Annotated in this window: 20 protein-coding genes and 1 pseudogene; 8 read left to right on the forward strand and 13 right to left on the reverse strand. The window is 66.1% G+C overall.

Translation table 11 applies throughout. The features are described 5' to 3' along the window. Positions 1-9 precede the first annotated feature (9 nt). Complete coding sequence (locus TSB10P1A_RS01175) at positions 10-2,172, forward strand: hypothetical protein (RefSeq protein WP_186386066.1); 2,163 nt, start codon at positions 10-12, stop codon at positions 2,170-2,172. A gap of 11 nt (positions 2,173-2,183) precedes the next feature. On the opposite strand, the gene TSB10P1A_RS01180 is transcribed toward TSB10P1A_RS01175, so the two are convergent. From TSB10P1A_RS01180 to TSB10P1A_RS01225, 10 genes are all read right to left on the reverse strand, one after another. Next, positions 2,184-2,414, reverse strand: a complete 231-nt coding sequence (locus TSB10P1A_RS01180; protein ID WP_208984636.1) for a hypothetical protein — start codon at positions 2,412-2,414, stop codon at positions 2,184-2,186. Between the two features lie 294 nt (positions 2,415-2,708). Beyond that, positions 2,709-3,623, reverse strand: a complete 915-nt coding sequence (locus TSB10P1A_RS01185; protein WP_186386068.1) for an alpha/beta fold hydrolase — start codon at positions 3,621-3,623, stop codon at positions 2,709-2,711. Then, positions 3,620-5,362, reverse strand: coding sequence for an alpha/beta fold hydrolase (locus tag TSB10P1A_RS01190; protein WP_186386069.1), 1,743 nt, complete (start codon positions 5,360-5,362; stop codon positions 3,620-3,622). The genes TSB10P1A_RS01185 and TSB10P1A_RS01190 overlap by 4 nt, the downstream gene beginning before the upstream one ends. Further along, positions 5,355-6,113 carry a GNAT family N-acetyltransferase gene (locus tag TSB10P1A_RS01195; RefSeq protein ID WP_186386070.1) on the reverse strand — a complete coding sequence of 253 codons (759 nt, stop codon included), beginning with the start codon at positions 6,111-6,113 and terminating at the stop codon, positions 5,355-5,357. The genes TSB10P1A_RS01190 and TSB10P1A_RS01195 overlap by 8 nt, the downstream gene beginning before the upstream one ends. 13 nt (positions 6,114-6,126) lie before the next feature. Beyond that, positions 6,127-7,227, reverse strand: a complete 1,101-nt coding sequence (locus TSB10P1A_RS01200; protein WP_186386071.1) for a M14 family metallopeptidase — start codon at positions 7,225-7,227, stop codon at positions 6,127-6,129. Between the two features lies 1 nt (position 7,228). Then, positions 7,229-8,515, reverse strand: coding sequence for an HgcAB-like fusion protein (locus TSB10P1A_RS01205; protein ID WP_186386072.1), 1,287 nt, complete (start codon positions 8,513-8,515; stop codon positions 7,229-7,231). Next, the gene (gene cpaM, locus TSB10P1A_RS01210; protein WP_186386073.1) at positions 8,508-9,170 is read right to left on the reverse strand and encodes a corrinoid protein-associated methyltransferase CpaM; all 663 of its coding nucleotides are present in this window, start codon (positions 9,168-9,170) and stop codon (positions 8,508-8,510) included. The genes TSB10P1A_RS01205 and cpaM overlap by 8 nt, the downstream gene beginning before the upstream one ends. Positions 9,171-9,241: 71 nt before the next feature. Continuing rightward, entirely contained in the window at positions 9,242-10,678 is a 1,437-nt protein-coding gene (gene amrS, locus TSB10P1A_RS01215; RefSeq protein WP_186386074.1) for an AmmeMemoRadiSam system radical SAM enzyme, read from the reverse strand. Positions 10,679-10,716: 38 nt separating this feature from the next. Further along, entirely contained in the window at positions 10,717-12,024 is a 1,308-nt protein-coding gene (locus tag TSB10P1A_RS01220; RefSeq protein WP_186386075.1) for a coproporphyrinogen-III oxidase family protein, read from the reverse strand. A 61-nt stretch (positions 12,025-12,085) separates the two neighbouring features. Then, positions 12,086-13,462: a radical SAM/SPASM domain-containing protein gene (locus TSB10P1A_RS01225; RefSeq protein ID WP_186386076.1), complete on the reverse strand. Its 1,377-nt coding sequence runs from the start codon at positions 13,460-13,462 to the stop codon at positions 12,086-12,088. A 448-nt stretch (positions 13,463-13,910) separates the two neighbouring features. On the opposite strand from TSB10P1A_RS01225, the gene TSB10P1A_RS01230 reads away from it, so the two are divergent. Continuing rightward, on the forward strand, positions 13,911-14,780 hold the full coding sequence (locus TSB10P1A_RS01230; protein WP_208986986.1) for a DMT family transporter: 870 nt from the start codon (positions 13,911-13,913) through the stop codon (positions 14,778-14,780). A gap of 139 nt (positions 14,781-14,919) precedes the next feature. On the opposite strand, the pseudogene TSB10P1A_RS01235 reads toward TSB10P1A_RS01230, so the two are convergent. Next, a pseudogene (locus tag TSB10P1A_RS01235) lies at positions 14,920-15,480 on the reverse strand (efflux RND transporter permease subunit); the annotation flags it as partial. 34 nt (positions 15,481-15,514) lie between these two features. Here TSB10P1A_RS01235 and TSB10P1A_RS01240 point away from each other — a divergent pair. Continuing rightward, positions 15,515-15,790, forward strand: coding sequence for a hypothetical protein (locus TSB10P1A_RS01240; protein ID WP_186386078.1), 276 nt, complete (start codon positions 15,515-15,517; stop codon positions 15,788-15,790). Positions 15,791-15,856: 66 nt separating this feature from the next. Here TSB10P1A_RS01240 and TSB10P1A_RS01245 read toward each other — a convergent pair whose 3' ends face one another. After that, positions 15,857-16,819, reverse strand: coding sequence for a zinc-binding alcohol dehydrogenase family protein (locus TSB10P1A_RS01245; protein WP_186386079.1), 963 nt, complete (start codon positions 16,817-16,819; stop codon positions 15,857-15,859). Between the two features lie 90 nt (positions 16,820-16,909). Here TSB10P1A_RS01245 and TSB10P1A_RS01250 point away from each other — a divergent pair, with 90 nt between their 5' ends. Further along, a complete protein-coding gene (locus tag TSB10P1A_RS01250; protein ID WP_186386080.1) occupies positions 16,910-17,353 on the forward strand; it encodes a MarR family winged helix-turn-helix transcriptional regulator in 444 nt (147 codons plus the stop codon). A 15-nt stretch (positions 17,354-17,368) separates the two neighbouring features. Here TSB10P1A_RS01250 and TSB10P1A_RS01255 read toward each other — a convergent pair whose 3' ends face one another. Further along, the gene (locus TSB10P1A_RS01255) at positions 17,369-18,274 is read right to left on the reverse strand and encodes a LysR family transcriptional regulator (RefSeq protein ID WP_244292901.1); all 906 of its coding nucleotides are present in this window, start codon (positions 18,272-18,274) and stop codon (positions 17,369-17,371) included. Between the two features lie 4 nt (positions 18,275-18,278). Here TSB10P1A_RS01255 and TSB10P1A_RS01260 point away from each other — a divergent pair, with 4 nt between their 5' ends. The 4 genes from TSB10P1A_RS01260 (at position 18,279) to TSB10P1A_RS01275 (ending at position 21,209) form a co-directional block, all read left to right on the forward strand. Next, the gene (locus TSB10P1A_RS01260; RefSeq protein WP_371515062.1) at positions 18,279-18,983 is read left to right on the forward strand and encodes a carboxymuconolactone decarboxylase family protein; all 705 of its coding nucleotides are present in this window, start codon (positions 18,279-18,281) and stop codon (positions 18,981-18,983) included. A gap of 66 nt (positions 18,984-19,049) precedes the next feature. Beyond that, positions 19,050-19,535 (forward strand): nuclear transport factor 2 family protein, encoded by a 486-nt coding sequence (locus TSB10P1A_RS01265; protein WP_186386083.1) that lies wholly within the window; start codon positions 19,050-19,052, stop codon positions 19,533-19,535. Between the two features lie 28 nt (positions 19,536-19,563). Further along, the gene (locus tag TSB10P1A_RS01270; RefSeq protein ID WP_186386084.1) at positions 19,564-20,208 is read left to right on the forward strand and encodes a pyridoxamine 5'-phosphate oxidase family protein; all 645 of its coding nucleotides are present in this window, start codon (positions 19,564-19,566) and stop codon (positions 20,206-20,208) included. Between the two features lie 452 nt (positions 20,209-20,660). Next, positions 20,661-21,209, forward strand: a complete 549-nt coding sequence (locus TSB10P1A_RS01275) for a hypothetical protein (protein WP_186386085.1) — start codon at positions 20,661-20,663, stop codon at positions 21,207-21,209. Positions 21,210-21,246: the final 37 nt, after the last annotated feature.

Below are 21,246 nucleotides of genomic sequence, written 5' to 3' on the forward strand. Positions count from 1 at the left end.
GGAGGGACCATGGACGCACTGACCCTGCTGCCCTGTCCGGATGGGCCTCGTTTCGCTGCCGCGGTGCGCGCCGCCGCGCTCGCCGGCGATCTGCACAGCATCCCGATCTCGGGCACGGCCCGCGACGCCCGGGCGCTGGCTGCGCTCTATCCCGACCTGCCGATCCGCATCGCGCCCGCCCCCCCGCCGTCCGCCCCTCCATTCGACAGCGCGTCTGGTCTGGCGGTCGATCTGCTGAGCGACCTCTGGCAGATGGGCACGGCCGGAACCCTGGCGGTCGCCGATCCGGGGCCGGACAGCCTGCCCGCGCTGGCCTATGCGGTGCTGACCGGCCGCCGGGTCGTCGCCCTGCCCGCGCCGCTGGACCCCTTCGCCGCCCTTTGCGGGTCGGGCACGGCCTTGATCGCAACCCCGGCCGAGGCACTGGACAAGGCCTTCATCGCCCGCCTGCTCGACTGGCAAACCACCGACCCCGAGGCTCCCGACCGCCTTGGCCTGCTGACCGGACGCGACGCAGCGCAAACCGCACGGATCGTCGCCCGTCTTCTGATCCTGCGCGCCTGCCACGCCGTCGGTCACGTGCTGCCCGCTCCCGCCGACAAGGGACCGTCCGAGTTCCTGCTGATCGGCGCGCATGGCAACGAGATGCATCTCGGCTACGGCGAGGAGGACGTGCTGTGCGGGCGCCGGCACGCCCTGCCGCCGCAGCCGGAGGGGCGTTTCGATTGCGGCCGCGCCTGCCAGATCGAGAACCGCCGCGCCGCGCAGTCGCTCGACGCCAACACCGTCCTGCTCATGAGCTGCGACGGCTTCACCCCCAGCCAGGGGCTTGCCCCGCGGGATTTCTCGGTCCTTTTCGGCCTGCTCGACGGGCGTCCGGCGGCGGTGCTGGCGCCGTTCAAGCACGTGCAGGCCAATGCGCCGCTGCTCACCCTCATCGAGGCGCTGGCGCGCAGCGCCGCGCCGCTGGGCGAAATCGCCCACACGCTCAACCGCATCGGCAACACGGGCATGCTGCCTGATCCGGCCTTCCTGGTGCTGGGCGATCCCGACCTGTGCACCGTGCCGCCGCTGGCGCGGGACACACAAGGGGCCGAGACCACCTCCACCCCGCGCGGCACCGTCCTGCGGATCACCCCCGCGCCGCAGGCGCATGCGGTGACGCTCCCGCTGCCCCGGCCTGCGGGCGACACGCCGCTGGCCGTGCTGCCGATGACCCCGGCCCTGCGCGCGTCCGGCCATTTCTTCGCCCTTGCGCCCACCCCCGGCGAGGGGATCGAGGTGACGGTCTTTCGCGACGGCGCGCTCGACCCCGGTCCGCTGGAGGTCGCCCTGGTGCCGGCCGCGCCGCTCGACAGCCGGGTGCTGGAAACCGGGCGCGGCGCCCTCTCGCGCCTGCGCCTCATTGCCCATGTCTTCGGGTCGTCCCCGGCGATGGACACGGCCGGCAAGGACATCGCCGACCTGATGCACCGGATCGCCGCCTTTCCCCGCCCGATCGAGCAGTTGGACGCACTGCCCCTGGCGCTGGCCGCGCCGGCGCTGATGCAGGCCCGCCTCGACGCGCTGCGCCGCGCCGCGGCGCTGCGGATTGCCGACCATCTGGGCGAGGCACGGGTGTGGATGTCGCAGGACCATGCCGCGCTCTACCCGGATCTGCGCCGGGCCGGGCCCGAGGGCGACGGCCCCTGCCCGCATTGCGGCACGCAGGCCTTTGCCTGGCGCTACCGCGACCTGGTGGCCGAGCATCCCGCGCGTGACGTGACGATCTGCCATCGCTGCGGCATCACCGCGGACCTGCCGCTCGCCGCCGCCTTGCGCGTCTCCATGTCGACCCTGCCGGAAGTACGCGGGTCCGCTCTGGAGGTCTCCGTTCGCATCGACAACACCGGCCCGGAGGCCGCGGCGCTCTCGCTGTTCCTGCAGCTCAACGAATGGCGCAAACTGGGCGTCGGCGGCCTGACGGAGCCGGTCGAACTGTCGGTTTTGCCGGGCGAAACGCTGCAGCATGGCGTTGCGCTGACCCTGCCGCCGCAGATGCAGGACGATATCGTCTCATTGCAACTGTTCATGGTGGACGCAGGTCTCGGACTGCATTTCCTCAGTCAGAAGACCCTGCTGAACCTGACCGCGCAGCCTGCCCGTCGCCGCGCGGTGGAAGCTGCGGAATGAGGGGTAGGGCCTCATTCCTCCATGGTGTGGGCGTCGTCGGCATTCAGATCCAGATGGTAGACCTCGCGCATGGTGCGGATGAACTGCAAGGTCTCCTCGTTGAAGGCGGGCCGGTTCTCCAGGCTGTGCAGGATCATTCCCTCCAGCAGGTCGCTCAGACTGATCTCCTTGTGATAGGCAAGGGATTTCAGGACCTTGAGGATCCGCTTCTCGATGCGAACGCCCGTCTGAACTCTTTCCACGTGTTTACCCGACCTGGCCGCCATCTCGCACCTCTCTTCCGACAGCATGGTTCTACTGGGTAAAAGAGCACCGGGGCAACGTCAAATCGGGAAAGGCGCAGGCGGGACAACCGCTTGATGGAGGGGGAGCTTCCGGCGTGTACGCCGCCGTGTCCCATGATGGGTCCTGGATGATCCGAGAGGCATGGCGACCGTCCATACGCACGGGCTGGCGTCGCCTGTCATCGTCCGCGACGATCTCATCTGAGGAGCAGGGAGCCGTCGGGTGATCTCCCTGAAGGTCGGCAGCGGTCCTCAGCCGGGAGCCAGTGTCAGGAAGCGTCGGAACAGGCTGGCGACACGGTCGGGAAACTCCTCATGCGGCAGGTGGCCCGCCTCGGGCAGGATCACCGACCAGCAGTCGCCGAGCCGCGCCTGGATGCCCAGGGACTTGTTCACCGGCAGCACCTTGTCGCCGGCGCCCCAGACCGACAGCACCGGCTTGCGCAACTCCGGCAGCCGTGCCTGCAGATCCTTCTCGTGGAACTGTTTCAGCGTCTGCAGAAACGCATCTGCCGCCCCGGGCTCCAGCAATTGGCGATAATAGAAGTCCACCATCGCCTCATCGGGCATATGTGCCGTGTAGGAGGCGCGCATCTTCGACCGGAAGATGCGCGGCCCGATGCCCTCGCGCAGGATGGCGCTGCGCATGGCATGCCGCACCAGGCCGATCCGCGCCGCCCGTTCCACCGAATGGGTGCCCCCGGCGATGCCGACGCTGTTGATCAGCAGCAGCCGGTCCACCAGTTCAGGCGCGTTCAGCGCCAGCACCGTCGCCACCGCCGCGCCAAAGGAACTGCCCGCCACATGCAGCCGCGCCAGACCCAGGGCGGCGCAGAGCTCTGCCACCCTGGCGCTGGTCGCATCCAGGCTGTAGTCGCCGAACGCCTTGCCCGAGTGCCCGAACCCCGGCATGTCGATCGCCAGCACCCGGTGATCCCGCGCCAGGTCAAAGAACAGGTCCTGCCAGGTGGTCATCGATAGCGGAATGCCGTGCAGGAACAGGATCGTCTGCGGTCCATCGCCCGCCAGCGCATAGCGGATCGGCCCGCCCGCCACCGTCTGCAGGCGGGCAAGGGGGCTCATGCGGTCTTCGAAGTCCAGCATGGTGAGGGGAACGGGCCGCGGCTCGTGGCCGGCAAGGGCGCGCGGTTTCATGGTCGTGGTCATGCGCCCGCCCCCGCCAGCGCCGTCCGGGCGAAGACCGCCAGCAAGGCATTGTAGTCGTCTGCCCGCTCCCAGGTCAGGAAATGCCCGGCCTCGGGCAGAATGACCGGAGTGACGCCGCCGAGGGCCGCTGCCAGCGCCCGCGCGTGCTCCGGTCCGACCAGCCGGTCCTCGCCGCCATGGATGATCTGCACCGGGCAGGCGATCCCCGCCGGGTCGGCCAGCGGGACGAAGCGGTTCGCCACCAGCGTCTGGCGGCAGAATGCATCCGCATGCTGCTCGTTCACCCGGTAGAAGGTCTTCAGCTTGTACAGTTCGTCGGCGTTGCGGCTGCGATAGCCCGCGCCGAACAGCCAGTCGATGCTGTCGTCGAACACCGCCGCCATGCCCGACTGCCGCGCCAGCCGCCGCCAGCCCTCGGTCGTGTCGAGAATGACCTCGTCCGCCGCCAGATAGGCGGAACACAGGCTGATGCCGGCCACCCGCTCCGGCGCCATCAGCGCTGCCTGCAGGGCGATCAGCCCGCCCAGGGCGCAGCCCGCCAGCACCACGCGGTCGAGGTCCAGATGCGCCACCAGTTCCAGCACATCGGCGGCCATCGTCGCGCAGTCAGCACTCTCCGGCAGCGGGGAACTGCGCCCGATGCCGCGATTGTCCAGCGTGATCACCCGGAACTCTTCCGCCAGACGCGACGCCTGCCGGGCCCAGAAGCTGGTGTCGCCCCCCACCGGCCCGATCAGCAGCACGGGTGGCCCCTTGCCCTGGCTGCGGTAGCAGAGCGTGCCGCCGTCGCGCAGTTCCAGCGTCGCGGCGCGCACCTTGCGATAGAAATGGTCGAAGATGTTCACCACCAGCGAACTTTTGTCGTCGATTCCCTCGATCACGTCGGTCGGGTCATAGGCGGGCATGCCGCCATCGAGATAGACCGCTTCGTGCCGCCAGGTGCAGGGGTCGTATTGCAGCGTGTGAGGAATGACGCGCGGCTTGTGCCGCCCCAGTAGGATCAGCACGATCTCGCTCGCCACCAGCGAGGCCGCGAGCACGCAGGCCGAGGCCAGCGACGGTCCCGATCCTTGCATGAAATCCGTGTTCGAGTTCTGCTTCGAGACGTCGTAGTAGCTGATATGCGCCAGCTTCGGCACGAGGCCGCAGGCATAGCGCAACTGCTTCTCCATCGGCGGCTGCGCGTCGGAAATGCCGCAATAGGCCTCCATCGTCATGCCCGCCGGATCGAAGATCTGCAGGCAGGCGCTGAACCCCACGGGCGAGCCCATCAGGACGTAGAGCCCGCGCGCGCGGGCCGCACGGTGAAAGGTCAGGTGATCGTCGATCCGGTAGAAGTCGATGGCATCGATACAGATATCCACCCCGGCGAACGCCGCCTCGGCGATCTCCTCGGTGAAATAGTCGCGGAACAGCGTGACCCGCGCGTCCGGGTTGATGTCGAGGATCGCCTCGCGCAGCACTTCCACCTTGTCGCGTCCGTCGTTCGAGACGGTGGCGCCGAACTGCCGGTTGATATTGGCAAGCTCGAACCTGTCGGGATCGACGATGTGGAACCCGCCCACGCCCATCCGTGCCAGCGTCGACAGGCAGTTGGAGCCGATCCCGCCCGCGCCGACCACCAGCACCGTCGCCCGCGCCAGCGCCGCCTGTTCCGCCTCCGTCAGGATGCCGATGTTGCGCTTGAAGGAGTCGGCATAGACCGATCCGGCGCCCTGAAGTGGATTGCCGTCATGCATTGGCCGCCTCCTTGAGCAGGTGCGAAAACCGCTTGCGGTATCTGCCGACCCGCCCCAGCGCCCCGGCCACCGTCGTGCCCGCCACGTTGACGAAGACATCGCCGGCCGGAACATTGAGGATCGTGTCGAACAGCGTGTTGATGCGCGCGTCGGCCACATAGGGCAGGCTGCGATAGAAGAAGTCGCACTCGCCGCGCAGCGTCAGCGTTCTCGCCTCGAGCGGCAGGTGCGGGTCGTATTTTGCCACCACCTGCCGGGCGATCCGCACCACCTCCTCGGGCGGTTGGCCGACGCCGTCCGGATGCACCGGAGCGAGGTGCGACATCAGGCTGTAGACCAGCGGGCTTTGCGAGATCGAGGTGAAATAGACCGCGTCCCGCGCCGGCCGTCCCACCAGCGCGTGATCCGCCAGAAGCACGAGGAGCAGCGCCATCAGCCCGGAATTGCGCAGTTCCGGCATGACGTTGACGCTGCACAGGTGCAGCACGTGCACGCCCGCCCGCCCCGATGGCACGGTCGTATCCACCCCGGCGGTGCCGATCAGCATGCCGTTTCGGAAGATCAGCACCATGGCGGAGGCGTTGTAGAACGGCTCGATCTTGAAATGCCGCCGCATGTGGTCGAGGTGGGTCTCGTCCCAGCCCCGCGCGAAGGTTGCCAGCCTGAGCAGGTCCGGCTCCAGTGCCGCCAGTTCCCCCCGATGGCGGTCGGTGCGGTCGAGGATGACCAGCTCATGCTCGAGAAACGTCATGCGGCGTGCGGTCTCAAACATCGGCGTCGGCCCTTGTGGTGAGGAAATGCAGCGCCCGCGCGATCAAGGTCCCGGCCTCGCGCACATAGGTGCCGCGCCACGCAGCGTCCTGCGGACAGAAGGCGCGCAGCATCTGCGCCCGCGCCCTTGCGACGCAACGCGCATCATCCGGGAAGTGCACCAGCGCACTGTTGGCCGCGCGCAGCGCCAGCAGCGTCCGCGCCGCCGGGCCGGTGCCCAGTTCGAAGGTGACGCCGCAGGCGCCTTCCAGCCCGAAGGCCGTCTTCAGCCCCCGGATCACATCGCCGCGCGCCGGATAGACCGCCTGCTCGCCGGCATGTCCGTCGCTGACCGGCATGCCGAAGATCTCCCGCATGGGCAGCAGCGACGGACCGTTGGCGAGCAGGCTCGGCACCTTGTAGCCGCCGATGCCCGAATGCAGGTCGAACAGGATCGTCCGGTCGGGCCGTGCGCCCTCCAGAAGCGGTCCCAACGCCGCGTTCAGCGCCTGCAGTTCCGGCGCCAGCGCCGCCCCGCCATAGAACACCGCCTGCGGGTCGAAGTACTGCCCGCCCGCCAGCGTCTCCTTGACCTGGCGCATTCCGCCTCGCGCGATCACGCTGGCGACAAAGACCGCGAACCACGCCGCATCGGGCAGGCGCGACAGGGCGCGGCTGCTGAACAGCCGCCCGATGGCGCGGGCCTGCGGCCCGACATCGGCCAGTGCGGCATGGTCCGAAAGGTAATTGCGGTTCAGATCGACATTGTCGGCATTGGTGCGCCGAAACGCGCGGATGCCGCCGGGGTTGATGCCATGCACCAGGATCACCCGCACCGGCCCGTCATGGTCCGCCAGCCGCCGGACCAGCGCCACCTGCGCGGCGCTGCCGCAATGCCCCTCGATCCCGTGCAGCCCGCTCAGCACCACCAGCGTGCAGGCCGCGTCCCCGGGGCCGCACAGCGCCACCCGCAGGCTGTCGCCGCTATCGCCGATCAGGTGATCATGGAGCTCCAGCCCACAGGCGCTGCAGGCCGCGTCGAACATCGCCCGCGCGCCCTCGACATCTCCGGCATAGAGCCGCGACGCCTCGCCGTCATCGATGTCGGCGGCCATGTCAGTAGGAGGCCTCGGCACGGTTTGCATCGTCGATCTTGGGCTCGGGGTTGCGAAGGGCAGGGCGGCGCTGCACGGTGCGCACCGGCCGCACGCCGTCCGCCGCCAGGGCCTGCTCGTCGACCACCAGCGTCTGCCCCTGGAATTTCAGCGGCGCGCCGATCCAGCGCGTTTCCGCCTCCAGATGCTGCCAGTCGCGGGTCATGATGGTTTCCAGCCCGGCGATGCTCTTCACGTCGCCTTTCCACTCCTGCGAGGTGTTGTAGAAGGCGTCGTCATGGCAGGCCTTCACGCAGGCAAGACACTCGATGCACTGGTCGGGGCGCACCGACACCGCCGGCCCTTTCGCCAGCCGCGCCAGCACGCCCTTCGGACAGACATAGATGCAGTCGTAGCAGGAGGTGCATTTCACCGGATCGATGATCGGCTCGAAATGGCTGCGATAGTCGCCCTTCTTCAGCCAGCGCTTCGGCGTGGTCTTGTAGATCGTCGAACTGCCGCAGCCGTCGAGCGAGATCAGCAGCACGATGGCCGTGAGCGTCGCGGCCCACAGTCCGACCTCTTCCGCCGGCATCCGCGTGTACCATGCCACGCCCGCCAGCCCGGCCAGCGACACACCCAGATGCGTCAGCGTCTTCGCCCAGCGGCGCTCTTCGGGGAGAATGTCCCAGAAGGCGAACCAGGTCAGGTGCAGCAGGAAGATCAACCCCATCGAGATCAGCGCATACTGCGGATAGAAGAAGGCCACCGGGAACAGCGTCATGCAGTAGACCAGCGCCGTCGACAGCGCCTGTTCCATCCGGTCGAGAAAGCCGAACTGCGCCAGCGTCATCGGCTCGGAGCGGCGGTAGTTGGCGCGGATATAGGCGGGAAGGTCGTCGAGATGCGTCGGCCCCCAGGCCAGCTTGAACCCCGTCTGCCGCGTCACTTCCTCCGCGTCGATGCCGGGCGCGGCATAGGGCGGCGCGATGATCCGCCGCCCGGCCACCACGTCCTTCAGCCCGGTGACGTTGATCGCGTCGATCACGTCATATTCGTTGTATTCGTTCATTCCGGCGGCGCACCAGACGTTCGAGCCCTTGGAATTCGCCACCAGCAGGTAGCAGTCGAAGGGGGCGAGCACCTTCATCAGCCGGTGCACCGTCAGCGTGTAGTTGCCGCTCAGGAACACCGGGCTGTTGGCATCGGGATTGCCGATGCGGCGCAGTCCCAGCGCGCAGGGAAAGTTGAAATGCCGGAAGAAGACGTGGAACGTCTCGTAGAGCTTGGTCGTGATCCACTCAAACATGGCGCTTCACACCTTCTATCAACTGGAAGGTGGACATGGGCCAGGTCTTCTTCTCGGTGATCTCGAAGCCCGCCGCCTCGATGACGCCCTTGAGGTCCTTCACCGGAAAGAACGCCCGCCGCAGGATGGCGAATTGCGGTACCCACATCAGCGTCATGACCACCCGGAACAGCACCCGCGAGACCCTGCCCTCGGGCCAGACCTCGTCGGCGATCAGCATCTTGCCGCCCGGTTTCAGGATCTCGTGGCATTCGCGGAAGATGTGTTCGAGGTAGGGCTTCGACAGTTCCCCCACCACCATGGTGGAGACGATCACATCCAGGCTGCTCGGCGCGAAATGCTTCTTCAGGTTGGTGACGCTGTCCTTGATGATGGTGAAGCGGTCCTCGCGCCCTGCCTTGGCGATGTTGCGGCGGCACTCCTTCAGCATGCTTTCGGAAATGTCCATGCCGGTCACGGTCGCGCCGTGCTCGATACATTTCAGCCCCAGCGAGCCGGTGCCGCAGCCGATGTCCAGCACCTGGTCGCCCTGCTTCATGCGGCTGGCGATGGTGTTCTTGATCCGGTCGATCTTGCCGCCGGTCAGCAGCTTGACCGAGACGTCGTAGCGCTCCGGTGCGTATTCGACCCACACCATCCAACTGTACATCAGCATCGTGACCTCCTTCCGTCGCGTGCCGGAACGTCGGCCCGCCGCCTGTGCAGGCGATGGGCCAGGGGTCGGGATCAGGCGCGCGCCATCGCGTCCGTGCGCTCCTCGCGATAGCCCGCGATCTCGCGTTCCAGGTTCTCGGATGTCGGGAAATGCGCCCGGTCCAGCACCGGGTAGAAGTGCAGGACGGCCCCTTTCGGCAGCGTCACCCGCACGCCGGTCTCCTCGTCGGTCTGCCGCGAGGCGATGATCCGCCGCAGCACGCCGCCGGTGGCAAAGCTCTGCACCGGCACCGCGTCCGTGCCGATCCGCTCCAGTTGCAGCGCGCAGACGGTCTGCGCGTCATGCGTCACCTCGATATGGACGGAGTTCGCCTCCGCGTTCCACAGGAAGTCCCTGCTGTAATGCGTGTCGGGCGAGGTGGGCAGCGCGATCTCCGCAGCGCGCCCCTTGAGCGCCTGCCGCACGTCGTTCGGCGTGCCGCACTGGGTGCAGCATCCGGCCTCGTCCAGCGCCACCGCTTCGGCTTTCAGCCCGTAGCGGCGCACGGTGCGCGTGCCGCAGCCCGGACAATGGGTGTCCGACACGCCATCGCGGAACATGTTGCCGCAATAGACGTAGCGAATGCCCGCCTCCATCGCCATCTCCCGCGCCTTCAGCACGATCGCCTCCGGCGTGCGTGTCACGCTGGTGTAGAGATAGGCCGGGTGGAAGGCGACGTAGTGCAACGGCACCCGGTCGCCCACATGTTCCAGCACCCAGGTATTGGTCTTGGCGATCTCCTCCTCGGTGTCGTTGCGCCCGGTGATCAGCAACTGGCTCAGTTCCAGATGCCGCCCCGAGCGATGCACCTTGCGGATCATGTCGAGCACCGGCTGCAGATGCGTGCCGCCGGTGAACTTGCGATAGAACTTCTCATCCATCGACTTCAGCGAGATGCTGAAGATGTCGATACAGTCGATCAGCTCGTCCACCGCGCCGGATTCGATGTAGAACGCCGACTTGTAGAGGGTGACGATCCCCGCCGACTGGGCAAGCCGCGACGTTTCCACCACGAATTCGTGCCAGACCACCGGATCGTTGTAGGTCCAGGAAATGACCTCGATCCCCAGCATCTCGCAGGTGGCGACGATCTGTTCGGGCGTGTAGCGGCGCACATCCGCCTGATCGAGGTGGCGCACCTGGGATGTTCGCCAGTTCTGGCAGAAATCGCAGGACATCATGCAGCCGATATTCCCGAGCGACAGGATCTTCGCTCCGGGGCGGAAGTGGTTCACCGCCTCGGTCTCGATGTATTCCATCGTCGCCTCGACCGACTTGCCGTAGTTGAAGGTGTACAGCTCGCCGCCGATATTGCCGCGCACGCCGCAGCGCCCCATCTGCCCGTCCGCGATCTTGCAGTGGCGCGGGCTGAGGTTGCACACCACCATCGAACTGCCGTTGCCGGCCTTCTCCCAATGGGTGGCGGGATAGGCGTCCCGCATCCAGGACACGTCTTGATCGATTTTCATGGCGGCCTCCGAAGCGAAGCGATGGAAAAGCGAAAGGATCAGTCGAGGATCAGTTCCGACAGGCCGAACTTGACCTCTCCCGGCTTGGCGGGGGCGAGGTCCTCCTCGACATAGAAGCGTTCCCAGACAGCGTTCGAATACAGTTGCCCCTTGCGGGTCAGCCGCACCTCCTCGCCGTCGTCGGTCAGGTAGCCCTCGGCCTGGAGCGCCCGCAGCACGTCGCCATAGACCAGGTCCATGGGCACGCCGAACCGCGCCTGGAAATCGGTCTTGAAGACGTTGCCCACCTTCAGCCCGCGGATCATCACCCGGCGCATCTCCTGCTCCTTGCTCAGATGCGTCGAGAAGTCGAGGATCGGCTCTCCGGCGTTGATCCGGTCGATATACTGTCGGATGTTGGTGATGTTTGTGTACATGAACTGATGGATTGCCGATTTCGACGATACGCCGAAGCCGATCATCGGCCATGTTCGCCAGTAATAATCAAGGAAGCGGCAGTAATGATCCGCCCGCGCCGGGTGGTAATAGCCCGAGGTGCTGCCGGTGACGTAGCCCGCCTGCTCCAGCAGGTCGAAGGCCCGCACCGCCATTGCCTTCTCTTCCTCGATCAGCGGCAGCTTCTGCCCCTTCTTGAGGATCCAGTTGTGGTAGGCGGTGTTCTCCCAGACCTCCAGCGGATAAACCGTGATGCAGGACATCTCCAGGTCGATGGCGCGGGTGACGGAGTCTTCCCAGATCTCGGGCGTCAGTCCGATCAGGGGATAGATCAGGTCGACATTGACATGGGTGAAGCCCGACTTGCGGATCGCCGTCACCGCGCGGTCGATATCGTGCAGGTCGTGCGGCCGGTTGGTCTGCCGCAGGATGCCCTCGTCGAAGCTCTGGATCCCGATCGAGAACCGGTTGAAGCCAGCATCGAACAGCGCGTCGATCTTGTCCTGGTCGACGCTGCGCGGATCGAATTCCACCGCGACCTCGGCGCCGGCGGCCACCTCGAACGTGTCGCGACAGGCCTGAAGGATGCGGATCAACTGGTCCGCCGTCAGCAGTCCCGGCGTGCCGCCGCCGAAATAGATCGCCTCGATGCGGAACCTCGGGAACACCGGGTTGGCCGGAAACGCCTCGATCTCCTTGATCAGCGCCTCGACATAGGCCTCGCGCAGATCGTCCTTCGAGTTCACCATCACGGTGTAGTCGCAGAAGTGGCATTTCGTCGAACAGAACGGGATATGGATGTAGATCGACGCGTCCTGCTTGCGAAAGAAATTGCCGAAATCCGTGTAGGTGTAGTTGAACGGATAGGTGTGGATGTTGCGGCGGATGTATTTGTCCTGCTGGATGTTCATGTGAATTTTCCTGTCAGGCTGTTCCGGGTCTGGATGAGCGGGGCGTGCCAGGTCGGCGGCGTCAGGTCAGCGGTGTCAGGCACTGCAGGCCGGGGGGCGCGGGTCGATGCGCCGCGCGTCCGGTCTTCAGCGTCGGGCGTCCGCAGGAAACGAAAAGGTCGCTGAGCACGGACCTGTCTCGCCCGCGCAACTCCGGCCCGGCGCGCCCGATGGTCTCGATGGCGGCGTCGACCAGGCGGAACTGGAAGCGGCAACTGCGCGGATCCGGGCGGTTCATGTCGCCGCTGCGGACGAAATTCTCCTGCTTGCAGCCGCCGCTGCACAGGTAGCGGATCGCGCAGTCCGCACACACCGGCGTGTCGTTGATCGAGGTCCGCCACCGCTCGGTCGTCGCCGCGTCGACGCCTTCGGAGAAGCTGCCGCTGCGAAAATCGACCTCGCCCACCAGCCGGTGACAGGGCATCACGGACTGGTCCGGCGAAAAGGTGAAATACTTGCGTCCGCCGGAGCAATGTCCGTTCGCCACCTCTCCCAGCAGGATCATGCGGATGATCGTCTCGATCTCCAGCACGCCCTTGAAGCGGTTGTCGTCCGAGAACAGCGTCAGATAGGCCTGCGCGAGGTCGCGGTATTCCGCGTCGATCTTGTCGTCGCACAGCGCGTCGATCTCGTCCCGGCCGCGGCCGGCGAACGTGTCCGCGAACACCGGCTTGAGAAAGCTGTCGCCGACCACGGCGGGCAGGATCTGGAACCAGTCGAAGACGTTCTCGCCGTGCAGTTCCCGTACATCCGCGACGAGCGAGGAACCGGGGAACGGCACATAGGTCATGCGTGCCACCAGCGTGATGGCCTCGGACCGCTGGCGCACGCGGCGACAGTTGGCGATGATCTGCTCGAAGGAGCCACGCCCGGCCAGGTTCGGACGGTTGCGGTCATGCGTCGCCGCGCCGCCGTCGATGGACACCGACACGGTGAAGCCGAAGCGCTCGAACAGGCTCAGTTCCCGCTCGCTCAGCCGTGTCGTCAGATTGGTCGAGATGCGGTAGTGAAAGCGGATGCCGCTGTCTGCGGCCAGCGCGAGTGAGCGCTCGCACAGCGTCTCGATGGCGTCGAAGTTCATCATCGGCTCGCCGCCGAAGAACTCCAGCCGCACCGCGTCCCCGGCGCCGGCATTCTCCGCGATGAAGCTCAGGATCGCATCCAGATCCGTGTCGGTATTCAGCTTTCCCTTGATCCGCCCGTAGTCGCCCCCTTCCGCGAAGCAGTATGTGCACCCCAGATTGCAGACCGACGTCAGGTTGATGTTCAGAGCCAGGTTCGCGCCATCCAGCGGCGAGGCGCGCTCCAACCGATCCCGGTTGAGCGACGTCAGATGGCCCGCCGTCCGCAACTGCTCCAGATCCCTGGCGACCCGCTCCGCCAGCCCGGGGGAAAGCACCTCGGGGTCCCTGCGGTCTTCCGGGGGCGTCCCTTTTATTTCATAGAGTTGGTGCGTTTCCGCATGCAGGATCCAGGCTTTTGCCGCCGCCTGGACGATGTGGAAATCCGGTGTGTCTGGGCGTTGGTCACGCATCCGTTTCTCGCTCCGCGTCGAACTACGGTTAACACCTCTTAATATCGGTACTTTGGTACCAAGCTCAGTGCAAGCACAATCTTTGGGCGAGTTAACCTATGGTAAAACAATCTTAGCGAGTTTTTACGAGGCGGCGGGAGGGCCTGCCCCGACTGGGAATTTCGGCTGCTGACGGCAAGTGCAGGGCCGGCCACGCCAAATCGCGAAACCCGGCACAGCGTCGACGCGTGGCGACATGCAATTCGGCTTGAAGTTTGAATATCTCGGAGTTAGGTACCAATATACCAAACTACCAAAAGCCGAAAGAAGCTCCGTGTCGATCCGCGCTCTCTCCTCCTCCGGCGTCTCCTGGGCGCTGCTTGCCGCCCTGCTCTACACTCTTGCCGCCGCTGCGGCGAAGGTGCTGGTGGGTGACTTCCACGTTCTCGAGATCCTGTTCTTCCGGCAGATCGTCGTGCTGCTGTCGACCCTGCCCGAGATGCGGCGCAGCTTTCCGCAAGCGCTTTACACCAGTCGTCCCGGCCTGCATGCCATCCGCCTGGTCGGCGCCTTTCTCGCGCTGTCCTGCGGCATCTGGGCCGTGGCCGTGCTGCCGCTCGCCACGGCGACGACCCTCGGCTTCTCGCAGGTCTTCTTCGTCGCGCTGCTGGCCCGGTTTTTTCTCGGCGAAACTGTCGGGCCGAAAACGTTTGCCGCCATCGCGCTGGGCTTTGCCGGCGTGCTGGTCGTCATGCGTCCCGGCGGGGAGGGCCTGTCGCTGCTCCATGCCGCGATCCCGCTCCTCGGCGGCGTCGGCGGTGCCATGGCGGTGATCAGCGTGCGCCGGCTGGCGCAGACCGAGAGCACCGCCACACTGCTGCTCTACCAGTCGCTGTTTGTCGGGCTGCTCAGCGGCCTGCCGCTGGTCGTCCTCTGGGTGACGCCCGACCTGCCGCAACTGCTTCTGCTGTTCGGCATCGGCATTCTCGCGACGCTTGGCCAGTGGTGCGGCGTTCAGGCGCTGCGTCTCGCCGAGGCCAGCGTCGTCGGCACCCTGGACTATATCAAGCTCGTCTATGCCGAACTGCTGGGCATGCTGGCCTTCGACGAGCGCTCCGATCGGCAGACGGTCTTCGGCGCGGCGCTGATCGTGCTCGCGGCCTATGCCACGGTGCGCCTGCGCCCGCGCCCGCGCGGTCGCTGAGGGCAGGCCCGGATCACGGTGACCTCGCGGGTGCTTAGGCGGAGCCCGGCGGCGGAGGCGCGTTTGCGGCAGTCGGCCGCCGCCTCTGCGTGACGAGGCGAACGAGATCGTCGACCAGTTCGTAAAGCACGGGGATCACCAGCAGGCTCAGGAAGGTCGAGGTGATCAGGCCGCCGATCACGACGATGGCCATGGGGGTGCGGAAGCTGGGATCGGCGCCGAAGCCCAGCGCGATGGGCATCATCCCGGCGCCCATCATGGGCGTCAGCATCCGCGCCACGGCCAGCGAGAAGAACACGGCGACCGATGAGGTCCAGCCGAACTGGACGAAGAACTTTCCCGCAAGTCCCGGCATGAAGGCCGTCGACAGGAAGACCGCGATGAGGGTGAAGGTGGTGGCGATGACGGGCAGGCCGATCTCGTCGGCTGCCTCGCGCGCGGCGACCAGCGGCTCCTTGCCCTGTGCCATATGGCGCACGATGTTCTCGATCTCGACGATGGCGTCGTCCACCAGGACGCCCACGACCAGCGACAGCGACAACAGGGTGACGATGTTCAGCGTGAAGCCCATCCACTGCATGAACAGGAAGGTGGGCAGGATCGACAGCGGCAGCGCCACCGCGCTGATAAGGGTGGCGCGCAGGTCGCGCAGGAACAACCCCAGCACCACGACCGCCAGCACGGCGCCCTCGACCAGCAGTTGCGACAGGCGCAGCCCGCCGATCTCCGCCCCGATGACGACCTCCTGCCAGGCGGCGATGCTGCCGACAGCGGGCAGGGTCTGGGGCTACCGTTCGCGCGCGGCGGAGGTCAAGCTGACCGATAGGGCCGAGGGGGCGGCGGGAGGAGGCTCGGAAGAGGTCGCGCCGCGCACGAGCGATGGCCATGGCGGCCCGATGGTCAACAGGACGGCCACCAGGACGGCCAACAGGGCGGTCAGCCCGATGGCCGGCCCGAGGAGCAGTGTCAGGGAAGACCGGCGACGGCTCATGCGCACCTCTTTCGGCTGAGCCCCGTCCGGCCGCAGCCGAAGCGAAGGGGCGAGGCGGTGAGGTTTCCCTCCTCCCGGCGGCCGGTCACGGGGTGAAGACGATGCGGGTGTTGCCCGGATCGGGGCGCGACCAGGTTCGTTCGACCTGGTTGAGCGGGACGGCCCGCGCGTCCACGCGGAAGGTGCCGCGGGCGATCTCCCTCGCCAGCCTTGGCAGCTCGCGCAGGATGGCGCGGCCCGACACGGCCCCGTGTCCGCTGCCGAGGATGCGAAGATCCGCCCGGCGCAGGAGGGTGCCCGGGATCGGCGCGATCTCGCCGGCCATCGAGCCGACGTGAATCCAGGTCAGCGGCAGGCTGTGGCTTTCCCGTTGCGCCAGCATGGACTCCATGCAGCGCACGGCGCTCTCGCCCCAGATGAAGTCCAGCACCACATCCGTCTCGCAGGCGGCGGCACCCAGCCGCTCGTCGCCCAGCAGGATGGTTCCGGTGGCGCCCAGCGCCGGCAACTCCGCCAGCCTGGCCGCGTTGCGGCCTACGGCGAAAACCTGCGAGGCGCCCAGATGCCGGGCGATCTGCACCGCCAGCCGCCCCGAGCTTCCAGTCGCGCCCAGGATCAGCACCCGCCTGCCGCGTTGGAACGGCAGGCGCCAGCGAAAGCCCGGCGCCCGGCAGCGCAGCGCGATCCACGACGCCATGGCCGGGTTCATCGCCGCCGCGATGGCGACCGGATCGCAGCCATCCGGCAGTTCGATGCTGTGGCTGCGCTCGATCACGGTCCGCTCGGCCATCGTTCCGGTTCGGCCGGGCTCTTGCACGAAATAGCGCAGCTTGCCGTCGGGACCGCGCCCGACCCCATCGATGCCGGGGACCTGAGGCAGTTCGGCGGTGCTGGAGTAATGCAGTCCGGCGGCGCGGCCCCGCGTCACATGGTGCAGGCCGGCCGCCAGCACGTCGATCGGCATGTCTGTCGGCGCGCGGGCCTCCGGATCGGCGAAGTCGCCATATCGCGGCGGTTGATCGAAAGCGGTGATGACGGCAGCTTTCACGGGGTCCTTCCTTTCGGGCGCAAACGTGATTAAATTCGCATTACGAATTAATATGGTTCGCAATGCGAACAATGTCAAGATGGAGCTGCGATGCAGACGCAAGACGAGACGCCCCCCGCATCCGGCGACGGGCTGGCTGATGCCCTGATGACGACCGCCTTCGTGATAATGGCCGTCGTCAACCGGATCGCCGCCGAGCACGACCTTTCTCAGTCGCTGCTTCGGGTTCTGGGCATCCTGCGGGACCGCCGTCCGCGGATGGCCGAGCTCGCCGACTATCTCGGGCTGGAGAAACAGACGATGTCGGGCCTGGTCTCTCGGGCGGAGAAGCGCGGACTGGTCGCCCGCGCGCCGAATGCCGAGGACGGACGGGCGACCGATGTCTTCCTGACGCGCGAGGGGGCTGAACTGGTCGACCGACTGCATGACGAGGGGCAAGCCGCCCTGGCCCCGATCCTCGACAGGCTCGAGGCGCCCGATCGGCAGCACCTCGAGGAGCTTCTCCGCCGTCTGGTCGGCGGCCGGCAAGGCTGACGGGTTGCGGCGCGGTCAGGAGAGGCCCGTCGGCGGCGCGCCGTCCGGGGTCTCCCATGCCAGCCGGTCGAGGACGCCCTTCAGCCGAGGCGCCGCGAAATCGAGAAACGCCCGGATCTTGGGAGCAACGAGCCGCACATGCGGATAGACCAGGTGAACCGGTTGCGGCGGCAAGGTGAAAGCCTGCAGTATCGGGACCAGCGTGCCGTCGCGGATCTGCTCGCACACCATGTAGGACAGGGCTATCGTGATGCCATGCCCCATCGCGGCGGCCTGTATCGCCGGGGTCGCGTCGTTGATTTCGAACGTCGGTTGCACAGACACGCTCCCGGTTTTCTGCCCATTCCGGAAGCGCCATTCGCGGTTCGGCATCAGGCCCGTGAAGGCGATCACCGAGTGGTGCCGCAGGTCCGCCGGCGATGCGGGGACCCCGCGCCTTGCAAGATAATCCGGGCTCGCGACCAGGATCCGATGGACCGAACCGATCCGCTTGGCGATCAGGGTCGAGTCCGGCAGGTGTCCGATCCGCACCGCGATGTCGACCCCTTCCTCGACGAGGTTCACGACACGATCGAGCAGGAGAACGGACGCCGTCACCCGCGGGTACTGTCCGAGGAAGCCGCAGACGACCGGCGCCAAGGCGGATCGGCCGAAGGTCACCGACGCCGTGATGTTGAGGTGACCCCGCGGCAGGGCGGTTTCGCCCACCGCCTCCTTCTCGGCAGTGTCGAGATCGGCGAGGACGCGCCGTGCGCTCTCGAGGAAGCGCTGGCCGACGTCGGTGATGGTCAGGCTGCGCGTGGTGCGGTTGAAGACGCGCGCGCCGAGCCGCTCTTCCAGCGCGGAGATGGCGCGCGTCACCGCCGGCGGCGACAGGCGCAGCCGCGCTCCGGCCTTGACGAAGCTGCCCGCGTCGGCCACCGCGATGAACACCTCGAGCTCATGCAGCCGGTCCACTTATTATTCCTCCTTGAGGAATAAAATATTTCATAAGGCGAGCATTCTTTCAATCGATGCCATGAACCAGATTGGGCGGACGCAGTGCCCGGAGCACCGCATCCTCAACCGCACAAGGACTGACTTCATGGCTCGTGTTGCCGTTATCGATCCCCAAACCGCCACCGGCGAGGCCAAGCAGCTTCTGGACGCCGTCCAGTCCGGTCTTGGCATGGTTCCGAACTTCATCCGCGTGCTGGCGAACTCGCCGGTCGCTCTCAACGCCTTCCTGGGTCTCCATGGAATCGCCGGCGCCGGCGTGCTCGACGAACGGACGCGCGAACGCATCGCGCTGGCTGTCGCCGAGCAGAATGCCTGCCAGTACTGCGTTTCGGCGCATACCGCGATCGGCCGCAAGGTCGGCCTCGACAATGACGAGATGCTCGCCAACCGGAGGGGCCGGTCCTTGGATGCCAAGGCGGAGGCCGCGCTGATCTTCGCGCACGCCCTTGTCGAGCACACCGGTCAGGTCAGCAAAGCCGAGTTCGAGGCCGTGCGCGCGGCGGGTCATTCCGACGCCGAGATCATCGAGATCATCACGCATGTGGCGATGAACATCTTCACCAACCTGCTCGGCAAGGCGACTGAGGTCGAAATCGACTTTCCGAAGGTCGAACTGAACACGGCCGCCTAACGGCGCGAAGGCATCCGGGCGCAGCTTCGGCTGCGCCTCTTCCCTCTGAACCGAAGGAGACACCCCATGACCGAGACGACGCAACCGGGCGTCCGCCCCCCGCTGCCGCCCTTCACGCGCGAGACCGCAATCCGCAAAGTGCGGATGGCCGAGGACGCCTGGAACACCCGCGACCCGGAGCGGGTGTCGCTCGCCTACACGCAGGACAGCCGCTGGCGCAACCGTGCCGAGTTCCCGGCCGGCCGCGCCGAGATCGTCGCCTTCCTGCAGCGCAAATGGGCGCGGGAACTGGACTATCGCCTGATCAAGGAGCTCTGGGCCTTCGCCGAGAACCGGATCGCGGTGCGGTTCGCCTACGAATGGCGGGACGATGCCGGAAACTGGTTTCGCAGCCACGGCAACGAGAACTGGGAGTTCGACGAGCACGGCCTGATGCGGCTGCGCTTCGCCAGCATCAACGATCAGCCGATCCGCGACGCCGACCGCAAGTTCCACTGGCCGCAGGGGCCTCGCCCCGCGGATCATCCGGGCCTTTCGGACCTCGGCCTGTGACGCCGGCGCGAGACCGCAGGAGGACATTATGCCCCATCATTTCGCGGAGATTGCCTTCACGCCGACGGTGAAGAAGGTGCAGGAGGCGTTGGGAAGCCGGTCCTCCTATGCCCGCATGGAAAGCGCGCCGGAGGCCGTCAACCAGCGGCTCACCCCGGCGGAGGCCGGCTTCATCGCGGCGCGCGATTCGCTCTACATGGCCACCGTCGGCGAGACGGGCTGGCCCTATATCCAGCATCGCGGCGGGCCGACCGGCTTCGTCCGCGTGCTCGACGAACGCACGATCGGCTTCGCGGATTTCCGCGGCAACCGCCAGTATGTCAGCGTCGGCAACCTGACGGGCGACGACCGGGTGTCGCTGTTTTTCATGGACTACCCGAACAGGACGCGACTGAAGCTCTTCGGGCGCGCCACGCTCGTTGGCCTCGACGACGAGGCGACCCTGTCGCGCCTCGAAATGCCGGACTATCGGGCCCGTGTCGAACGGGGGCTCCTCGTCACGGTGGAGGGGTTCGACTGGAATTGTCCTCAACATATCACCGAGCGCCATACGCTCGAGGACATGCGCGCGATGACCGCGCCGCTGGTGGCCCGGATCGCCGAACTCGAGGCGGCATTGGCACGGCACTCGGACGCAGGGCATTCGGATGGGCGCGCGCCGGCGGACCGCTGACGCGCCGGGGCCTTTGCGAATTTCGAGACGGATTTTGCAAAATTCCGTCTCGAAATCGCGAAATTTCAGCGCGGGCCTTGCAAACTCCACAAGTCGCCATCGGACAGGCAACGGCTCCGCCAGCGCCCCGCGGCGGGCCTCGGTGAGCGGATTGTCGGACTGGCAGACAAGCCCGCCATCGGACAGGCAACGGTTCGCGCGGCGGGCGTTGCCAAGCACCGCGACCAACCACTCTCCGGCTTCGGCGTGTGCCTTGAGTTTAGCCCGTACCCTCGGAACGGCTGCCTTAAGCGTCGTGCCGTTCCTGAAAGCGGCGCGAGCTCGGTTGGCTGGTTTAGGGGAGTGGTGAGATTTGCTTTTTTCACCCTTCGGCGGGGGCTGGACTAATCAGCAAAGGCGGAACAAACTATCCGTAAACGGCTTATCGATTTTCGACACCCTTAGAGTTTAAAATGCCGAAACATTTAATGATTGCGGTCGACTGGTTTGGTCCCTACGACTTAGACAGCGCGTGGGAAGCGGCAAAGTCCGATTACGGGCATGCTCTTTATATGTGTCTTGGACGTCGACCTTATCAGAGATCAACCACACTTCAGTATGTCGGCATTGGTAATAATGTACATACGCGCCTCAACGAAGACCATCATAAACTTCGGAAGGTGACTCGTGAACGCGAGATATGGCTGGGCGATATTGCGACGGCAGAGCCGTCGGGCAAAAAGCTGAAGGTCACACGGGCAACTTTGGATTATGCTGAGTGGCTTCACGCTCGGTTCTTGCAACTTCCGTTGAACGAGAAGAAAACAAAGACCCTGCCCTCACGCAGTGTTACGGTGTTAAATAGATGGTTTAAAACCGACTACGAGACTCTGCGCAGGAATCGCCCCCATCCAGATTGGCCAGATCTGATAGACTATCCGAATTATGAGCTTCCTGCCCGCCTCGTGTGGTTTGGAGGTAAGCAGAAATATTTTATCGCACCAAGTTATGCGAAGCCTTGAGTATTTAGGTTTTAAAAATACAGTACTGACTGTAATT

It is taken from the genome of Stappia sp. TSB10P1A (genome assembly GCF_900185725.1).
In the GTDB taxonomy this organism is placed as follows: domain Bacteria; phylum Pseudomonadota; class Alphaproteobacteria; order Rhizobiales; family Stappiaceae; genus Stappia.

Excerpts from the sequence above, each read along its gene's own strand:
- TSB10P1A_RS01175 (WP_186386066.1), top strand. The coding sequence starts at position 10 with ATGGACGCACTGACCCTGCTGCCCTGTCCGGATGGGCCTCGTTTCGCT.
- TSB10P1A_RS01185 (WP_186386068.1), bottom strand. The coding sequence starts at position 3,623 with ATGACCACGACCATGAAACCGCGCGCCCTTGCCGGCCACGAGCCGCGG.
- TSB10P1A_RS01190 (WP_186386069.1), bottom strand. The coding sequence starts at position 5,362 with ATGCATGACGGCAATCCACTTCAGGGCGCCGGATCGGTCTATGCCGAC.
- TSB10P1A_RS01195 (WP_186386070.1), bottom strand. The coding sequence starts at position 6,113 with ATGACGTTTCTCGAGCATGAGCTGGTCATCCTCGACCGCACCGACCGC.
- TSB10P1A_RS01200 (WP_186386071.1), bottom strand. The coding sequence starts at position 7,227 with ATGGCCGCCGACATCGATGACGGCGAGGCGTCGCGGCTCTATGCCGGA.
- TSB10P1A_RS01205 (WP_186386072.1), bottom strand. The coding sequence starts at position 8,515 with ATGTTTGAGTGGATCACGACCAAGCTCTACGAGACGTTCCACGTCTTC.
- cpaM (WP_186386073.1), bottom strand. The coding sequence starts at position 9,170 with ATGCTGATGTACAGTTGGATGGTGTGGGTCGAATACGCACCGGAGCGC.
- amrS (WP_186386074.1), bottom strand. The coding sequence starts at position 10,678 with ATGAAAATCGATCAAGACGTGTCCTGGATGCGGGACGCCTATCCCGCC.
- TSB10P1A_RS01220 (WP_186386075.1), bottom strand. The coding sequence starts at position 12,024 with ATGAACATCCAGCAGGACAAATACATCCGCCGCAACATCCACACCTAT.
- TSB10P1A_RS01240 (WP_186386078.1), top strand. The coding sequence starts at position 15,515 with ATGACGACCTCCTGCCAGGCGGCGATGCTGCCGACAGCGGGCAGGGTC.
- TSB10P1A_RS01250 (WP_186386080.1), top strand. The coding sequence starts at position 16,910 with ATGCAGACGCAAGACGAGACGCCCCCCGCATCCGGCGACGGGCTGGCT.
- TSB10P1A_RS01260 (WP_371515062.1), top strand. The coding sequence starts at position 18,279 with ATGAACACCTCGAGCTCATGCAGCCGGTCCACTTATTATTCCTCCTTG.
- TSB10P1A_RS01265 (WP_186386083.1), top strand. The coding sequence starts at position 19,050 with ATGACCGAGACGACGCAACCGGGCGTCCGCCCCCCGCTGCCGCCCTTC.
- TSB10P1A_RS01270 (WP_186386084.1), top strand. The coding sequence starts at position 19,564 with ATGCCCCATCATTTCGCGGAGATTGCCTTCACGCCGACGGTGAAGAAG.
- TSB10P1A_RS01275 (WP_186386085.1), top strand. The coding sequence starts at position 20,661 with ATGCCGAAACATTTAATGATTGCGGTCGACTGGTTTGGTCCCTACGAC.